We start from the raw sequence: 18,783 nt of genomic DNA on the forward strand, positions 1-18,783 counted from the left end.
ATTGGTATATAATGATATGCTTATATATTGATCAAAATTAATTACATACTGATGTAAAGTTTTCTTTATTTAACGATTTAAGAATAGTTGCTGTATCCGGCATCAATTCCAGGACAGATGAAATATAGGGTGTATTCTCTACATTTAAAGAGTAGTATACCCACTGACCACGCTTACTTTCTTTAACCAAGCCTTGATCCTTCAGTTTGCGCAAATGTTGACTAATTCCAGGTTGTGACATGTCTAAAATCTCTACAAATTCACACACGCACCATTCACGTTCTTTGAGGAGTGTAAGGATCGTAAGGCGTGTTTTATCACCGAGCAATTTAAGCTTATCCGCTACCTCTTGCATAGAATCCATAGCACTTCCTCCTTCAATCACATATAAGTGTATGCTTATATTATAATATCAAAAAAATGAAGTCAATGTTTACTTGATGATTAAGTCCAAAAAAGCGTTGGTTCGAATTCGAATCAACGCTTTTTTGAGTTTGTGATAAATTTTTAAATAAACAGATTATGATTTGCTTGTGATGCTTGTCCAAGATAGTAACCTACACCACCAATTTTAACTTGGTCTATTAATTCTTCACGCTGAATTCCCATTAAATCCATGGACATTTGGCAGGCAACAATCTCTGCTCCTTGTGCAATTACACTCTCTATCAATTCTTCCAACGAAGGCACATGATGTTTTTTCATCAAACCACGGATTATTTTCGGGCCTGCTCCGAGCATATTCATTTTGGACATGCCAAGCTTCTGGCTGCCGCGAGGTAACATCATATCAAACATACGGCCGATCATGGTTTTGGATAACTTTTGCGGTTGCGGCTTACGAATAATACTCAATCCCCAAAATGTGAAAAATAGAGTTACTTTCCGTCCACTGGCTGCGGCCCCATTTGCAATAATGAGTGAGGCAATCGCTTTATCCAGATCGCCACTGAAGACAACCATTGTGCTGGCAGGATCGCTGATGGGGGAATCCGACACGGGTTGTGCTGTATTTTTAACAAGGACAGACTCAATCGTACCGCCCTTCATTCTTTCCAACTGCAAGATGGTGGAACCTGACATCGTGGCCCATGCTTTAACATCTTCATAGAAGCCTGGATCCGAAGCTTTCACGCGAAGGGTTTCTCCGTTAGAGAGTTGATCCATTTTTTGCTTAACCTGAATTAGCGGACCAGGACAACTTAATCCGCATACGTTCAACTCATGATCAATACGCTGCGGCTGTGTTGAGGGAGTGGGAATAGACTCCTTTTCCTTAACGTCCACCGCAGGATCATGATAATCTTGTTTTGCAGCAGTAAATGGAGCAGGTTTAAACTGGGCTTGACGGTATGTTTTATAACCACCACTCAAGTTTTTTACACTAAAACCATGCTGACGCAAAATTTGCGAAGCTGTATAACCACGTAAGCCGACTTGACAGTATAGCCAAATTTCTTTGGATCGGTCTAATTCATCTAACCGCTCACGAAGCTCATCAACTGGAATAGAGAGTGAATCCGGAATATGACCATTTTGATGCTCAATTTCACTGCGAACATCCAGAAGTATCGACTGCCCCGGCTGACGATCAGCCAGTTGATTATAGGTGAACGTCTGAACACGTCCAGTGATCATATTCTCTGCTGCATATCCAGCCATATTCACGGGATCTTTGGCAGAAGAATATGGTGGCGCGTAACTCAGTTCAAGCTCTGTCAAATCCCGGACATGTCCTCCGAAATGAATGGCTACAGCAATATCATCAATTCGTTTATCCACTCCATCATAACCGACTGCTTGTGCGCCCAAAATTTTACCTTCCGGAGTAAACAGCAGTTTAAGAGTAATTGCGCTTGAACCCGGATAATACGATGCATGAGAAGCAGGGTGTACGATAACGGTTTGATATTCCACGCCGAGACGCTGTAGTGTTTTTTCATTACTGCCTGTTGTGGCTGCGGTCATTCCAAATACTTTGATAATGGACGTACCTTGTGTTCCTTTATAGGTAGAATGAAGCCCTGCGATACGGTCAGCAACAATCCGGCCTTGTTTGTTGGCAGGTCCGGCAAGTGGAATCGTTGCCTTCGTACCATGAATGGTTTCCGTTACTTCGATGGCATCCCCAACAGCATATATATGTGGCACACTACTTTCTAAGGCTTCATTTACGATAATATGTCCACGTGCACCTAGCGAAACGCCGCTATTTTTCAAGAAATAGGTGTCCGGCGTTACACCTATCGCAAGAATAACCATGTCAGCTGTTAGCGTATGACCATCCGCAAGTTCAACCCCTATGCCCTGCTCCAGGGAATGGAATCCCTGAACACGTTTGGAAAACAGCAGGTTCACACCGTGATTCTCCATTTCCTGTGCTAATGCGGCTGCTAACTCGGGATCATATGGTGTGAGTACTTGTGCGTTCCCCTCAACCAATGTTACATCCAGACCAGCTTCCTTTAAATTCTCAGCCATTTCCACACCTATAAATCCACCACCTATGACGATCGCAGACTTGTTGTTAGAAGAACTTACCTGGTCTTTGATCCGATCAATATCGGGAATATTACGTACGGTATAAATTAGTGGATTATCCTTACCTGGCAGATCGGGAATGATCGGTTTTGCACCTGGTGACAATATCAACTCGTCATAGCTTTCTTCATATGCACCGCGCTCCTGTGACTGTATCTGAACCACTCGCTTCTGCGAATCGATAGCTACAACCTCACTTCTTGTGCGCACATCGATACGAAAACGATCTGCCATCCCTTTTGGCGTTTGCACCAGCAGACGCTCTCGATCATCGATTGAGCCACCTATATAATAAGGTAAGCCACAATTGGCAAATGAGATATAAGGCCCCTTCTCAAAGATAATAATTTCGGCATGTTCATCCAGACGGCGAAGACGTGCAGCTGAAGATGCACCTCCAGCTACCCCGCCAACAATCAGTACTTTTTTACTCATGATTCACAATCATCCTTTTCAAATAAAGTATTTATAATCTGTTCAACCCGTGGATCAGCAAGCACGTAGTTCACTTCAAGACCATTGCGCTCTGTAGCAACAATACCTGCACTACGAAGCTTTTGGAGATGTTGTGACACTGTAGATTGGGGAAGATCCAGACATTCCTGCATATAAGAAACATTACATTTTTTTTTCATCATCAGTCCCCGCACAATGCATAAACGAATGGGGTGAGATAAAGCTTTCAGCAGATTAGCAGGTTCATCGAACTGCTTAATGTTATTGCTGTCAAAAGCGGGAGTGTTCAAAAGTATTCCTCCTAAATCGTTATATCGTAATAATACGATTTATTGATTCGCATGTCAAACGTATTCTGGACTGAATGCGTTTAATAAGTCACATACCCTCTCAACCCTACGGTTCCGGCTTGTTCCAGGTGGATGATAAAAATGCCTGCCAAAACCGCTAAAAGCGATATTTGACAGGCAATCATGCTGTATCTGGTCTTTATAAATAGCGATTTAATTAAACGGTCTTATATTAGAGTATAACCGGCTGAATCAGTCCGTCCTTACCAAACAGAAGCGGGTCCATACATATTTCGCGGTGATACCCCTTTCCGGAGGAAAACCTGGATAGTGGCGTCACAAAACGGTGATAGGCAATCTGGTATTGACCCGTTTCGGAATCATTAAATATACAGTGATGACCTGTGCCCAGCATGCCCTTCTCGACATTTTTGCTCAGAATCGGGTGTTGATAGGTAATTGGACCGTATAACTGCTCTGACGTACCGTAATTCACATGATAGTCTTCGCTGCCTGTATCATCACAGGACCACGTAAAGTGGTAAAGTCCACCCTGCTTCAAAACGGTTACCGCCTCACGAAAATCATGCAAGCCCGCCAGATTGCTCATTGTGTCCTCAACGACACTTATCATGTCTTCATTAAGCTCCACAATGGCAGCATGTCCATTGCCAAATAGCAGATACGGTTTTCCATCATCTTCAATATAGATGGAGGGATCAATAGCCTGGCCCATGGTAATGCCCAGACGTTTCAACTGCTCCATGGTGATCAAAGGTTGCGACTCGGCCAGGAATGGACCAATCGGTGTATCCGCTACAGCAACGCCAATGGCACTCTCGCCGTTCAGCATTTTGCCACAGAAATAAAAATAGAACTTTCCGTTACGACTGGCAATTGCCGGTGCCCAAGCATTACCGGTTGCCCAGGCCACATCCTCTGTTCCCAGATCAAGGATAACACCTTCGTCTTGCCAACGCTTCAGGTCTGAAGAAGAAAACACCTTGAACTGTGTCCCCGACCACCCCTCGAAGCCATCTGTTGTTGGATACATATAGTAACGATCCTCAAACTTGGCTACATCAGGATCGGCATATTGTCCGGGAAGCACCTGATGACCATCCCCGAAAGCCGCTAGAAGCCGGCTGCACTCTTCAGCTGTGATTGGCAGGACACTTCCATGCCGCTTTTGAGTCGTTCCCATATCGAATTCACCATCAGGGACGATTCGGAATTCTCCGCTTCCCAGATCTGTAGTCAGCAGAGGAAGATACCCCTTGCCTTCAGCAAATCGATCAACAATCAGGCACCATTCCTCCCGGTCATTGGATTTAAAGATTTGAGGTCCCTCGACACCTGCCACAGCCTCCAGTACCGGGGCTTGCAGCGTAACAAACGCCTCTTTGTCGAGAGAGTCTCCTTTTTCTACCCGTATGTTTTTGGTTGTTTCATCCTTGGAGTATCGATAATAAGAGCCATCCGCAGGAAGAATCGTTGTATCAATAATATGATTATCCCGCTCAATGTATTTTTCCGATGCCGAGAACGAACGAAAGTCTTTTGTACGAGCGCTGTATATTTTTTGTTTTCGTTCTTGCTCCTGAGGTTCTTGCGTCGCAGAAGCCCAAAATACAAGAAACTCATCTGTTATTTCATCATACACAGCTTCGGGTGCCCAGACACATCCAGCGCCCTCAACACCTAGTGTAACGTTCCATGGGGATGACCAGTTCACGAGATTGCTGGATTCCCATATAATTACGTCACGGCTCCCGGCATTAACGGCATGAGTCCATCCTTTGCCGCTTGCGATGCGGAGATCCGTAGCAATCAGATAAAATTTATTATCCTTGACTGAACGAACCAGAAATGGGTCCCGCACCCCCTTTTCTCCAAGGTCGGAAAACAGTACAGGCGAGCCGTCATTAAGGTCCTTCCAATGAAGACCATCCTCGCTATAGGAGAAATAAACCTGCTCTCCGTCTGGTTGTTCGCCAATAAAATGTACAAAGAGATACCCATCATAAGTTGGAGTTGTTTTGGTCAATGGTAAAGAGCCTCCTGAAATGAAATTGACTTTATATTAACAGTAATACAAAAATGAAAGCGTTCTACTTATGTTGTATCATACTTCAAAAACAGCGGAATGAGTATGTTTTTATAATCTCGTATGTTGCAGATCATGTGAATCTTTCGGGGGAAACATATTGCCCTGATTGAGTTGTTTGACTTGCTCCTCATGCAAAGAATTAACACATCGCCTTATTTTGTTTATTTTACCTCAGTTATACAAAATTCTTGGTTTTCATTTACAAATAAATGCTAATCTTCTTAATGATGAACAAATGAATATAGATTCATGCATTCATTATTTGTTGTTGAGATATTACGAGGAGGAATCACTGTGAAATTATCCAAAAGAGTATTACCAGCGGTAGCGCTGACTCTGGCTGTATCGGCTTCTACTCTCTTGTCCGCCGGACAAGCAAGTGCCGTTCAAGCTGTAAGTGTGGAGAAAAAACAAATCAAGAATATCATCTTCCTCATTGGGGATGGCATGGGGACCTCTTATACTTCAGCTTACCGTTATATGAAAGATGATCCTTCGACTAAGGGCATGGATAAAACCGTATTCGACCCTTATCTTGTTGGTGCACAAATGACTTATCCGGATGATGATAAACAAAATGTAACGGATTCCGCTTCCGCAGCAACGGCCATGTCGGCAGGCGTTAAAACCTACAATGCTGCTATAGCTGTCGACCCTGCACAGAAGGAAGTCAAAACCGTACTGGAGCAGGCCAAAGAAAACGGCAAAGCCACCGGACTCGTGGCTACATCGGAGATCACCCATGCTACACCGGCTGCATTCGGTGCCCATGATATCAGTCGAAAAAACATGGATGCCATTGCGGACGATTATTATGATGAGTTGATTAATGGCAAGCATAAGGTTGATGTCCTCCTGGGTGGAGGGAAATCCAATTTTGTGCGCGAGGGTCGGGATCTGACGAAGGAGTTCCAAAAGGCCGGATTCAGCTATGTGACGGATCGTTCCGCTCTCCTTGCCGAAAAGAATCAACAAGTGCTGGGACTGTTTGCGGACGGAGGTTTGGACAAGATGATCGATCGTACTGCTGAAACGCCATCATTGGCTGAGATGACCAATACCGCGATTGATCGCCTCAGTTCGAACGACAAAGGGTTCTTTCTAATGGTCGAAGGCAGCCAGATCGACTGGGCAGGGCATGATAATGATATCGTTGGCGCAATGAGTGAAATGGAAGATTTCGCAGCAGCATTTCAGGCAGCTATTGATTTTGCCAAAAAAGATGGTGAAACCCTTGTCGTAGCTACTGCCGATCACTCCACGGGCGGACTTACGCTTGGAAAAGACGGAGAATACAACTTCTTCGTAGACCCGATCAAAGCTGCACTGCGAACACCAGACTTCATGGCAGCACAAATTGCGAAAGGTGCTTCGGTTGAAGAAACACTGAAAAGTTATCTGAAACTGGAGTTGAAACCTGAAGAGATTCAATCGGTGAAAGAAGCAGCCCAAACTGCGGATGTAACAAAGATTGATAATACCATTGAAGCGATTATTGATAACCGTTCATTTACGGGCTGGACAACAGGTGGACATACAGGTGAAGATGTTCCTGTCTATGCCTACGGACCCGCAAGTCATCGCTTCGCCGGTTTGATCGACAACACAGATAATGCCAAGATCATATTTGATATCCTCAGCAAGCACCAATAATTTGACAATAATACGGTAGTTTACGATCATCCCTTCTCTTCTTTCATCCGAAGAGGAGGGATTTTTTTCATAAAATCTTTATTGATATGCCACTCACCTTTTTATGAATATCCTCAACCGTAGCCGTTCTATACTTGACTTTTTTCATGACCGAAACTTGTCCATTCACTTCGAGTAAGGCGTATGCCTGTTCCGAATTTGCTAATATGCATTATATCCCATGGAGTTGGTTACCTTATACAAAACCACTTGCATTGAAGGGAGAGAAATCCGATAAATGCAATTAACGATTGGTTAAGGCAGCTTGCCCACAATTATATTCTCATTGTCATTGCTGCGGTGCTCTTTTTTGCAGTCAAAGCAGTCATTGGATTCTATACGTACAAGCATTATGATAAAAAATTGGATGCACTTACAGATAAGGTGGATCGCCTTCTGGAAGAGAAGACAACGGAGTGATGCGGCTTATAGTTAAACTACAGAAGTAACAAAGCTTTGGAGGAAAATTGCATGTTAGGAAACATTCTGCTGGGTATGGTCATTCCCATTATATTGGGTGTATGGATTCTGCGTCGGAACTTTACAATCCTTATTCTATATTATCCACTCGGTGTGGCTATTTCAGCATCCATCAACAATATCGGGTTTAATTACTTCTGGAATATTCTTCCGAATACTCATAATCAATCCTTGGCTGCTCTTCCAATGGACCTTGGAATCTATCCGATCGCTGGCTGCCTGATGATGTATACTATTTTAGTAAAAAGTGCCAAGCCATGGTTGGCGATCCTTGTTGCATCATTGTCGCTGACATTAATCGAATGGTTTGCCAAAATGATGGGGCATGTCATTTATTTTAATGGATGGAACCTTCTTTGGACCTTTTTGTCATACCTCCTGCCATTTGTTCTTGCTTATGGTTACAGTAAAATATTGAGGTATACCAAGTGAAGTTTCACTGAAACTTTCGACTAATAAGGCCGGACATATGATATGGGTTAACGCTGATGGGCATACGTGCATATCTTAACTCATATTTGTCTTGGAGGGATTCGTAATGTATGTGGCATATCCTTATGGTTACAGGTACACTTTTACTCCGGTATGGGCAACATCATCAGCCGAAGCACTTGAATTAATCAAATCGGCTGTACAGGGAGAACGAAACGATGAAATTTTCTATGATTCACTAGATTCAGTTGTCACCTGATGCCAATCAGGCTGCCATCATCACGAGCATCCGTAATGATGAACGCGGACATAATCAAATGTTTCGGCAAATGTACAAAGATCTAACGGGTCAGGAGATTTCGGGCGTAAGTAGTGAGCCGGTTGAGACGGTCACCTCTTATCTTGCTGGGCTGCAACAGGCGTTTCAAGGTGAATTGGCGGCCGTGGAAAAGTATCGGAAAATATAGTTTGGTCTCCCTTATGGCATATATAAAGACACGGTGTGGGGGATCATTCTGGATGAACAGAAACATGCGGATAAATATAACAATCTGATTACCTACAATTTGCCGAGATAGTCATGTAGAGGATAAATAACGCGTGCATTCGTTTCCAGAATAACAATTGGAATCAGCAAAAACCAGTGAATGAATTACACTTCACTGGTTTTTGCTTTGCCGAGTCTCTCTTTTATCATAGCATCTTGATATTAAATGCACTCTTTCAACATATCAGGTTCCACATGAACGTGAACGGTGTATACGTCATGCTCCTCCATTAACTCGTTCTCCACGTCTGTACAGATATCATGTGCTTGTTGAAGATCCAGCTCAGCATGGACTGTTATGACAACGTCTACTACAACGTTATTGCCATAGTTCCGCGCTCTCACGTCTTTAACTGTCTCTACGCTGTCAATTCCGGCAATCGTTTTTTTGTACTCCTGAATGAGTTCAACATCAAAACCGTCCGTCAGATGATGTGTGGCTTCCTTGAAAATGTCCCAAGCGGTCTTGCAGATCAGGAAACCTACGATGACAGCCGTTACAGGGTCCAGCCATGGGAGGCCGAACTGGGAGCCCACGATTCCAATGACCGCACCAGTGCTCACCCAAGCATCGGAGATATTATCTCGAGCTGCAGCCATGACCGCCTGACTTTGAATACGTGTAGCAAGTCTCTTGTTATAGCGATAGACCACATACATGACAACCGCGCAGAAGATACCTGTGTACGCAGCGATGATATCCGGAGATTCATGTGTACCCCTGAACACAGAACCGATGGCTTCAAACAGTACTTGTAAACCTACCGCCATCATGATGAAAGAAGCAACTAGTGACGCAACGGTCTCTGCTCTCCAGTGACCATATGTATGATCTTTGTCGGCTGGGCGTTGGGCAAGCTTCAAACCGATCAGTACAGCTATGGAGGCCACAATATCGGTGGCATTGTTTAATCCATCCGCCTTTAGGGCTTCGGATCCGGCCATATTGCCAACGATCAGTTTTATTAAGGTCAAACATATGTAGGCGATAATGCTGATGATAGCTCCGCGCTCCCCCAGCTTTAGATTATCGTATTTTAGTTGATCCAAAAAGATATCCTCCTGCAATCTTCATTTCTAGCACGTGTATGATGGTACCATTGAAGATTTGTGTGGGTCTAGAGAAACGTTTTGAGTGTGACGAAACATAATCTGAAAGCGGCAATTTTTTTACGAGCATCCAAAAAAGTTGGATTTGGCAAACTTAAGTGCTTAATGGGTGGTAAGAGGACGTTGGCCGACTGCCTTCCCTTGTAACCACACTTTCTTGCACTTAGATATAAAGAGCCGAATGGATCGTTTTGATCCACTCGGCCTCTTAGCGTTATTTTGCAATAATTTGTATAACATCACTTACAGTTGTTCCACTTCCATTCATAAATCACTGCACTTATTCAGAAAGTGTCGGTTCACCTTGCACCTCATTGGTAAGCAGCTCCGAATCATCGGAATGCCGTTCGAACATAACAGCGTCAACTCTCGTATAGATCATATCCGCAGGAAGCGTTGGTGGGTCTACCGTTGTAGGCGTAACTCTGGTTAACCGGACATACTCGCTGCCGTCACCTGTAAAGTCGAACGTTCCCAGATTAACCCAACCCGATGAGCCGGCCGTTGCATCGATATAGGTGACCTCGGTACCCGTTTTATGTTTCACTTCCACTTTGACATTGTTATCGTTTGCGGTCGTATGGACAAGTTTGTAGATCGAGACCGTATATTTCCCCTCTGGAAACTCGCCTTTCCACGTTGCTGATGATCCTTGAACTGTTGAATAGCGGGATTTAACCCCAATTTTGTATCCAGCTAAATTGCTTTGGCTCCAAGACCCTTCTGTCGTGTATAACCCTGTTGTATTTGTACTGTCCACGATAACCGTTAGGTCCCTGATCGTGATGTTCAAAGGCGGTGTGGTTAAGGTCACTCCGTCAATCGTGACAGTAGCCCATACCTCAATGTGATCCGTGTTCCCATCGAGATTAAGAAGAGTCAACAACCCACTGCTATTCACTTCAGCCAGATCCGTACGATCAACGAAATACTGCACATCGGCCTGTGTAAGATCACCGATCAAACCGTTATCCAAGTAGCCGGTTACGCTCAGTTGTGCGGTTTGAGTCATCTGCAACTCGTTCCGATCGGACATGATCACAGCAGACTCCAATTGCGGTATCCTGTTTGGGTCCACCCACATGATTGCATCGGCAACGACTCTGGACTTGTTGGCCTTATTGGTTAATTCCACGTACCCGCTATCGCCTGCAGCAAAAGGATAATCACCTAGGTGCACCCAAGTACCATTCGCTGTTGTCTCATCAACTGTCACCGTCTCGGAGCCGCCGCTATGATAAACGGTAAATGAGGCATTTGTTGCCCAATTTTCACTCGCAGCCGTGATTTGCGGAATCTTGTAATACACACTGTAAGTGACACTTTCCGGCAGCTCAGGCCGCCATCTCATTTTGCTTGTCGCTGTGCCGGTCGTAGATTTGGCATACACATAGTTATCATAATAATAATCGTTAGCCGTCGTATCCCTTATCCAGACACCTTCTGTCTCCGCCTCCGTATTATCCACAATGATGGTTGAACTATCCTGCCCATCGGGTTGAACTGGAGTTTCCGATACCTGATTAGGCAGATAGAGTGTCCGCTTGCGGGTCTGCTTCCCCTCCGATTCCACATAATAAGTGAAGGTCTGGGATAAATCATCCACCCGTATCGACCATTCCATTGGGTATATCGTATCTGGCACGGTTGTGTACGTGGCCCCGCCATCCAGGGAATAATGGATTGTCGCTGGTTTCGTTGTTTTGGCCTGCACATAAGCATCATAAACCGTTTCGTCAGGCTTAACGATCAGCATGCCTTTAACCGCGTCAATTGGACTGTGGGTATCAAAGAAATAACTTGCATCCGATGTATCTGCCGTTCTGACCTGATGCAGAGGTACATCAATATCGAGTCCCTCTACAATGATCGCGGTGATGCCCTTGCCTGAAACCGTGGCTTGAATGATTCCACCACTCATAATCGTTTGCTCTGGTGTACCATTGTCACGGATGATCGTTACGGTGTAATCTTGTGCCGGGTTGTATCCAATGATTTGTTCATTTAATTCAATTGGAGTCTGAACTTCTTCCGAAGATGCGTTGCTTAACCCGATGTAGAATTTATCGCCGCTCTCACCCGTTATCCAATTCAATTGAGGATGGTTGGTCTTAATAATCCCCTTGGGCATCCAAAGCCAGACGTCCGAATTACCATAAAATTGACCTGGTTTATTCCCATAGAGGTGATATTTGAACCATAAAAAATTCGTTTCAAAAACGGAAGGAAACGTAATACTGCCGTTCGATTTCAATGATTGTTCGCTGATCAAATAATCCATCGTTTGCCCGAGTTGCCCCGGAATATGGTGATAATAGATGGATGTAGCCCCGCTTGGGCCTTCCAGAGGAAAGTCCGGTTCAAGTTGGCTAACGGCGAAGCCTTTATAATAATAACCTGGATAACTGGAATATCGGCCAATAACCGCATTATGAGCAATATCCTGTAGCAGTTCATCCCCTGTATAAAGCGACAATCTCAGCATGAATGGAGCTTCCTGAGCATTCATCCGATAATAGCCGGTTGTACTTCCTGCTTCAAACGTCAGTCCGCTCGGTGAAACAAGCCAACGCTCCGCTTGAACGCCTCCGGCAATATCTTCGGGAAGCTTAAGCCTAGGATATTGAAATTTACCACTCTCCGGCCAATGGAACGACTCCGCGTAATTATATGTCTCCGGCTGAGGAATCGTAACGTTACCTTCAGGAACTGGACGAGCAACAAACATGGTTGCATACCGTTTGGCTTCCTTATAAGCGGCATCCAAGTATTTGGGATCCTGAGTCTCCTCATATAGCTCCAAAATCTCCATCCATAGCTTGCTATAATAATAAATGAACTCATTTTTACTCACATCGACAGATGCAGGCGTATCGATATGTTGCGTGATGTAACTGTCGGCTGCATCCTTTGCAGCTTGCAAATACTGCGCATCTCCCGTCATCCGATACATCATCAGGGGCTGAATGACAGGACCCCTGTCTTTCTGATCCGGGTCACGCACAAGGTACTCTTCCTGTGCCAGTGCCCCAATCCCTGCCGAAGTGCCCATCATCTGATTGACAGCGGCTACACTTGAAACATCGAACGGCAGAGTAGCCATTTTCCATAACGAAGGCACACCGTATACTTTCTTCTGCGTTGGCGACCAACCGATACCGTTTCGCGATACGCCATACTGGACGGACGGCAGTGCTCTCGTATCGTATAGCTGGTCATCCCCAGTTAAATAGTAAGCTCCCAAAAGAACCGCATTTGAGCTTGTTCGGACGCTATCCTCGTTTTCGATATCGATAAAACCCTTGGCACGGCTCCACCACCCGCTGGGTGATGGGACATAATTCACAGAGTCGTCCCCTTGCGGCTCAACCTTAAGCAAATCGATCATATTAAACATCGCATCAGTAAGCGACTGATCTGACACATTTTCCCGATAAGCTGAATAACCATAATCATTGCGAAGAATATCCGCGTAGGACTCATACAGATTGCTTTTTTGAGCGATTAGCCCAATATGAAATTGATACGTGCTTTCTGCGGTCATTTGCGAATAAGTCCCTAATTGAGGCGCATACAGGATTGGCTGCACGCTGCCTTCGTTGTTGACCAGGCTCATGCCAAGCCGTTGTTTCGTAACGCCTCCCGTCGGTTCAAATTCAACCGGAAGCTCTGCCGAAGGTACAAATACGCCATACGTCAATGGATTTCCCGCACCATCATTTTTCTCAACCAGGCTCATCGGAGCGCTCAGCTCTCTTAAACTTGTTGATTCCACCGTACCTACCATTTTGGCATGTGACCTGAATCCATTTAGCACTTCACTAATGCCCGAGACTGCCTCTGTTGTGAAGGACTGATATCCAATCACATAATTGCCGTCGCGGCGAGGCGTAAAGGCAAAAGAGACATCTGGTTTATCCCCTGCCATGGACCAGTTCACTTCAAAATCGTAATCACTGCCATGCGTAGAGTCGGTTAGTACCGCCGTCTGGCTGTCGGGAAAATGGACCCCGTCGAATGTAATCCAGCGTTTGTTCATCGTATCATAGTAATTGGTTCGGCTCCCCGCATTCCCGTCCAATAAAACCCATTGTTCCTCAAGTCTTTCCGATTCATTATTGATTGGAACCCAGTTCCCTGTCTCCGTGTTTTTGTAGAACATGTCACGAACGATGGATTTACCTTCATCCCATGCTGCCTCATAGAAGGTTGCCTTGTAATTAGCATTTTCGATGCTGCCTTTCTCTGTGTAACTGAGATTCCCTAAGGTACGGCTTCTTAGCGGGGGGAGCGGTGGTGCTTGTTGACGGATATTCCCCTCGAACTTGACTGCATCAGCCCGCGTAATAATTGTACCCGTAGAAGGCTGCGTTCGAGTCAGCCTGACAAATTCGCTATCATCACCACTAAACTCATACTCCCCCAGATCCACCCATCCAACCGATGGACCTGACGAAGGTCTAAGATCCATAAACTTCACATCCGTAATCCCGTTATGAACAATCTCAATTTTCACATTACTGTCTGCTTTATCCGCCCAATCCAGCTTATAGAACGATATTCTCGCCGTCCCTGCTTCCAAGCGTGGATTCCAGGTGATGCTTCTACCTACAGCGTCTGTAAATTTGGAACTGGAATTATTGTATCCCTTCACTCCTGCACTGGTCGTCCAATAAGGAGCGGAGAACCCGTTACTGACGTTGCCTGAATCAACAGTGATGACATGATCAATTGTGAGGCTCCCATCATCAATGATGATTGTCTTATGTGGCTCTTTCTGCCTTATATTCCCTTCGAACTTGACCGCATCAGCACGTGTAAGGATCGTGTTTGTGGTGCTGGTAGACCGGGTCAATTGAACGTACTCTTCACCAACCCCGGAAAAATAGTACTCTCCCAAATCAACCCAACCCGCCGGCTCGCCAGATGAGGGTCTTAGATCCATATAGACTACATCCGTAGTTCCATTATGAACGATCTCAATTTTCACATTGCTATCTGCTTTATCTGCCCAATCCAACTTATAGAACGATATTTTCGCCGTTCCTGCTTCCAAGCGTGGATTCCATGTTATCGTTCTGCCTGCTGTACTCGTATATTTGGTGCTGGAAAGATCATACCCCTTTACCCCTGTGCTTGTAGTCCAATTTGGAGCCGCATATCCATTGTTCTCGTTACCCGCATCAGGTGTCACAACATCATTGATCTTGATACTCCCGTCATCGATGATAATCGTCTGATAAGGTAAGGTCTCCGCATAAGCGGACCTTATTCCGATCAGGCTGAAATGAACTACGATCGTCAACATGAAAACGATGAAGAAAAACAGCTTCCTTTTGACCATACAATTCACAGCCTCTCCTTAAAATGATAACGCTTGCATAAATACATTGCCTTTTGCTCAAATGATTGTAAAAAAGCAATTAACCTTCCCCTTCTGCCTAATCCCGCTCTGTCGTTTTTATCTTAGCATGTTAGATTACGGTGAAATTTCTTTCATTTTAAGAATTTCTTATACGATTTTAAGTAAAAAGAAACCTACATCCTAATTGATTGCTCAGTTGCAGTCAGATAGAATATAGGTTTTCCAAGTGTTCCAAGTAAAACCAAACAATTATAATGGCGGCTGAACCAATAACAACTTTCCAAGCTGAATGACGGTTTGATCATACCAAGCAGGATGCTGCCGAACATGTTCCATACTTCTTTCATTGCCACTTGCCTTAAACATGGCCGCTTTGTCAGTTTTCTCGTGATCGATCTCGAAGCGAACTGTATGATTCCCATTTGGTAGCTCCGGCAAGAAAACATATTGATTTCGATTATGATCGTTATAGAGTGTGAATCGATCAATAAGGAATGGTTCCCCTCCATCCACCGACACCTTCAATCGGCCAGAATCCGGCCCCCCGATATCAAATAGCCCGATGTGGGTACCCTCAAACTCCACTGTGATCGCCTCTCCGGGATCAACTGCTCGCCATAGACCGGGGAACAACCAATCATACTCACGCACTAAAGGAAAGTCATCAGAGGTCACGTAAGACCACCCTGCAGAAAAATGAGTAAGACGATCCAGTGGCAGCATGGTTGCATACTCCCAAGGATTGGACGGGACCAAGGGGTCCTGCGGCAAGTGATGTTCGACTTTTCCCACGTGATCTCGAAGTTTGCTCATTTTCTCAAACGACCGAATGATGGTGTCTGTGTAAATCTGGTGTCCTTCGGGAATCGTCGGATGGATCGAATCATGCGTAAAAATAACGGCTCCGGGAATGGCCACGTCTGCCCTTGAGGTGAAAATAAGCTTTCCGTCCGAAACCAATTGTCTGACCGCTACGCCCAGATGAATCGAAGGAATGCCGTAATAGTCGGCGACTTCCTCTTGCATAAGAGCGCCCTTCTGATATTCGCCAGATTGAAATGAGGTCAAATCTCGCTCTTTAACCGTATACACAAACAGGATATCGGTAAACCGGCTCTGCTTGCGGATCTGTCGGACAATGCCTTCGATCCGTGCCTTGGATTCGGGCACTCCGCCATCGTTTCCAACAAATTCAACAAATACCAGATCAGGCTGATGACGAAGCACATCTGTCTCCAAACGGGCGCAGCCGAGGTCCGATCCTGTCCCATCAATGCCTGCATTCACAGCGCGGATATCGGCATGGGGATATTGCCCTCGTAGCCAATCCGCCGTCATGACCCTGTATCCTTCCGAACGTGTATTACTGCCGCCGAAATAAACGATGGTCACGGTTTCTCCATTTTCTAACTTCTGAATGACATTAGGCAGCCCACTTCGTGGGAAAAATTCCTTCATCGTGACTTCACCCGCCCTCAATTAGCATTTTTAGGAGCAAAAAGTTTTACAGCAAACACTTCATAATAAGGCGAACCATACGTTGCACAGAAATCAAACCGGATCTGGGTTACACCTTGTGCATTCACCTGATGTTTGTTCAACGAAAGATAATTCCCGCGGACTTTAATTTCACTCTTGGTTCCATCTTCTAAAGTTAAAGTCACATCATAATCCTGGATCAGTGGTTCGATCGGATCGTCGAAATGCTCCAAATTCAGGTCTGAATTGAAAATAAGATGGATTTCATCCAGATTCTTGGGGCTTGCAAAACCAAATTCCAACCATTCCTGTCCTTCCGTACGTTCCGATATCCAGCCGTTAGGCAGACCATAAGGTCTGGAGAAACCGTTGACGACATTCGTGGGATTATACATATTTTGAGATGGTATCAGGTTTTTGAAGCAAATGCTCTTATTAAGTTTCTTCAGCCTGGATGGCTCTTCCGGTCTATAAAGGAAGCTAACCGCTCCAGTCATTTTCTCTTCATTGCTGTGTACAGTAAGGCCCGCCGTACTTTCCAATACAATGTAGATTTTGTCGTCTTCTGGCTTCTTGCAGCTGAGGTCCAGTGTAATCCAGTCATCGTGACCCGCTGAAATCACCAAGTTGTATCCCTTCAGCTCGCTGGTGGGAATATAGCTTTCCTTCCGCTCCCCGCCAAACAGCTTCACTTGCAACGTTTCCGAATGCTCGGATCTATTTTTAATTTTGATCTGCACACTTTCAACCAGAGATGTCTGGATCGGCAAGACCAAACATAACGCTCTTTCCAAGGAGATCTCTTCGGTTGGATGAAGTTGTTCATAGCTTCGCTGAGAAGAGGCACGAATCGTTAATCCGTCTGCGAAATAAGGATCCAACGGCTCTTGAAACCCTACAATCGTTTGCCCGTCTCGAAGCAGCTGCGCCTGAAGCTCACCCATATGGGCTTTGACGATGGCCGCGGGGTCTGTATCATATTTTACGCATAACGCAGCAGCCGTTCCTACCGCCTGCCCCATACAACCACAGGTTGCCATCACCCTTGTAGACCCAAAAGCCACATGGGTAGCGCTTATATTACGGCCAGCGAACATGAGATTTGGGATATTGCGTGAAAATAAGCTGCGGAAAGGGATATTATACAATCCCGGCACAAAATTCCAGGCGGTAGCCGGCCCCTCATCGTAGATGCCTTTATTTGCATGCAGATCCATATACCAGCCTCCGACGGATACCGCATCCTCGAAATGAGGTTTTGCTGTAAGATCATTCTGAGACAGCATGTGTTCCCCTATAAACCGCCTCGACTCCCGCTTTCCCGGAATCGGGCATACATAATCCAAAATAAGATTGTCTACATCATCAAATTCACCGCTATTTTTGATATAATCCCATATCCCATACACCAATTTCCGCAGTTCCAAGGCGATGTCTTCGTTATTCTTGATAATATCCATATGTCCGCCGTATTCCAGCCACCACAATCCGCCAAGCCCGTTGATTTTTCTTGGAAAAGACCGATGGTTTAATCCTTTTCGGATACTATCAAAAAACTCCAGCTTCGTAATATCATACGCAAAGCCTGGCCTTTTGTAAGAAACGGGATAGTCTACGTCACGGGCTTGAAACAGAATCGTATCACCCATCGTGTAATGATCTGCCACTTCTGGAGCGAGCTCCTCCTGGTATTCATGCTTCGCCTCTCTTCCCCATCGGAAGTGAGCACCTGCTTGGTACCCAACAATTCCATCGCCGGAGCAATCGATATAGGTAGGGCTTTCAAAACGAAATTTTCTTTCGGAAGCCAATTGAAGGCCCTCCACCCACTTGATTCTGCCGTTCTCCACGCCTGTTTCATGCACACATGTGTTAAGGAATAGAGAAATGTTGGGCTCATCATAAACCATGTCAAGCAAGACTGTATCCGAAAGCGAAAACATAAGCTTTTTGTTGTATAACGGATTATAATGAAAGATCTTCAGTTTGAGTTCTTCCACCAACCCGCCTTCGCGAGCATAATAGGATGGACTGTTTCCGAGATATGCCGACCCGTTGATATGAACCCTGACCTCACTGCTCGCATTTCCCCCCAGAACTGGCCGATCATTGATAAGTGAAACCTGCAGCCCTTGGCGTGCGGCAGCAATGGCAGCGCATATCCCGGCAATTCCTCCACCTATGACGGTTACATCTGCTTTCATAAGCTCCATTTTGATAACCTCCATGATTAGATGCTCCTATCATGGTAATGGTTTTGGCACCTTTTTTTTTACAGGAT

12 protein-coding genes are annotated in these 18,783 nt (G+C 45.2%); 4 read left to right on the forward strand and 8 right to left on the reverse strand.

Annotated elements, in window-relative coordinates; translation table 11 throughout:
- Positions 1–37: 37 nt before the first annotated feature.
- The 4 genes from QF049_RS07770 to QF049_RS07785 all read right to left on the reverse strand — a co-directional run bounded on the left by QF049_RS07770 (position 38) and on the right by QF049_RS07785 (position 5,334).
- On the reverse strand, positions 38–364 hold the full coding sequence (locus tag QF049_RS07770; protein WP_124114838.1) for an ArsR/SmtB family transcription factor: 327 nt from the start codon (positions 362–364) through the stop codon (positions 38–40).
- A 143-nt stretch (positions 365–507) separates the two neighbouring features.
- Positions 508–2,976, reverse strand: a complete 2,469-nt coding sequence (locus QF049_RS07775; protein ID WP_307536273.1) for an FAD-dependent oxidoreductase — start codon at positions 2,974–2,976, stop codon at positions 508–510.
- The gene (locus tag QF049_RS07780) at positions 2,973–3,287 is read right to left on the reverse strand and encodes an ArsR/SmtB family transcription factor (RefSeq protein ID WP_124114836.1); all 315 of its coding nucleotides are present in this window, start codon (positions 3,285–3,287) and stop codon (positions 2,973–2,975) included. The genes QF049_RS07775 and QF049_RS07780 overlap by 4 nt, the downstream gene beginning before the upstream one ends.
- Before the next feature lie 232 nt (positions 3,288–3,519).
- Positions 3,520–5,334 carry a glycoside hydrolase family 43 protein gene (locus tag QF049_RS07785; protein WP_307536276.1) on the reverse strand — a complete coding sequence of 605 codons (1,815 nt, stop codon included), beginning with the start codon at positions 5,332–5,334 and terminating at the stop codon, positions 3,520–3,522.
- Positions 5,335–5,691: 357 nt separating this feature from the next.
- Here QF049_RS07785 and QF049_RS07790 point away from each other — a divergent pair, with 357 nt between their 5' ends.
- The 4 genes from QF049_RS07790 to QF049_RS07805 all read left to right on the forward strand — a co-directional run bounded on the left by QF049_RS07790 (position 5,692) and on the right by QF049_RS07805 (position 8,468).
- Positions 5,692–7,050, forward strand: a complete 1,359-nt coding sequence (locus QF049_RS07790; protein ID WP_373428222.1) for an alkaline phosphatase — start codon at positions 5,692–5,694, stop codon at positions 7,048–7,050.
- 510 nt (positions 7,051–7,560) lie between these two features.
- The gene (locus QF049_RS07795) at positions 7,561–8,001 is read left to right on the forward strand and encodes a hypothetical protein (RefSeq protein ID WP_307536280.1); all 441 of its coding nucleotides are present in this window, start codon (positions 7,561–7,563) and stop codon (positions 7,999–8,001) included.
- A gap of 106 nt (positions 8,002–8,107) precedes the next feature.
- Positions 8,108–8,260: a hypothetical protein gene (locus QF049_RS07800; protein ID WP_307536282.1), complete on the forward strand. Its 153-nt coding sequence runs from the start codon at positions 8,108–8,110 to the stop codon at positions 8,258–8,260.
- Positions 8,250–8,468: a ferritin-like domain-containing protein gene (locus tag QF049_RS07805; RefSeq protein ID WP_307536284.1), complete on the forward strand. Its 219-nt coding sequence runs from the start codon at positions 8,250–8,252 to the stop codon at positions 8,466–8,468. The genes QF049_RS07800 and QF049_RS07805 overlap by 11 nt, the downstream gene beginning before the upstream one ends.
- Before the next feature lie 242 nt (positions 8,469–8,710).
- On the opposite strand, the gene QF049_RS07810 is transcribed toward QF049_RS07805, so the two are convergent.
- The 4 genes from QF049_RS07810 to QF049_RS07825 all read right to left on the reverse strand — a co-directional run bounded on the left by QF049_RS07810 (position 8,711) and on the right by QF049_RS07825 (position 18,730).
- Complete coding sequence (locus QF049_RS07810) at positions 8,711–9,598, reverse strand: cation diffusion facilitator family transporter (protein ID WP_307536287.1); 888 nt, start codon at positions 9,596–9,598, stop codon at positions 8,711–8,713.
- Positions 9,599–9,938: 340 nt separating this feature from the next.
- A complete protein-coding gene (locus QF049_RS07815) occupies positions 9,939–14,966 on the reverse strand; it encodes a golvesin C-terminal-like domain-containing protein (protein ID WP_307536289.1) in 5,028 nt (1,675 codons plus the stop codon).
- Positions 14,967–15,272: 306 nt separating this feature from the next.
- Complete coding sequence (locus QF049_RS07820; RefSeq protein ID WP_307536290.1) at positions 15,273–16,481, reverse strand: SGNH/GDSL hydrolase family protein; 1,209 nt, start codon at positions 16,479–16,481, stop codon at positions 15,273–15,275.
- Between the two features lie 17 nt (positions 16,482–16,498).
- On the reverse strand, positions 16,499–18,730 hold the full coding sequence (locus QF049_RS07825; protein ID WP_307536292.1) for an FAD-dependent oxidoreductase: 2,232 nt from the start codon (positions 18,728–18,730) through the stop codon (positions 16,499–16,501).
- Positions 18,731–18,783: the final 53 nt, after the last annotated feature.

Source organism: Paenibacillus sp. W4I10 (assembly GCF_030816325.1).
Taxonomy (GTDB): domain Bacteria; phylum Bacillota; class Bacilli; order Paenibacillales; family Paenibacillaceae; genus Paenibacillus; species Paenibacillus amylolyticus_B.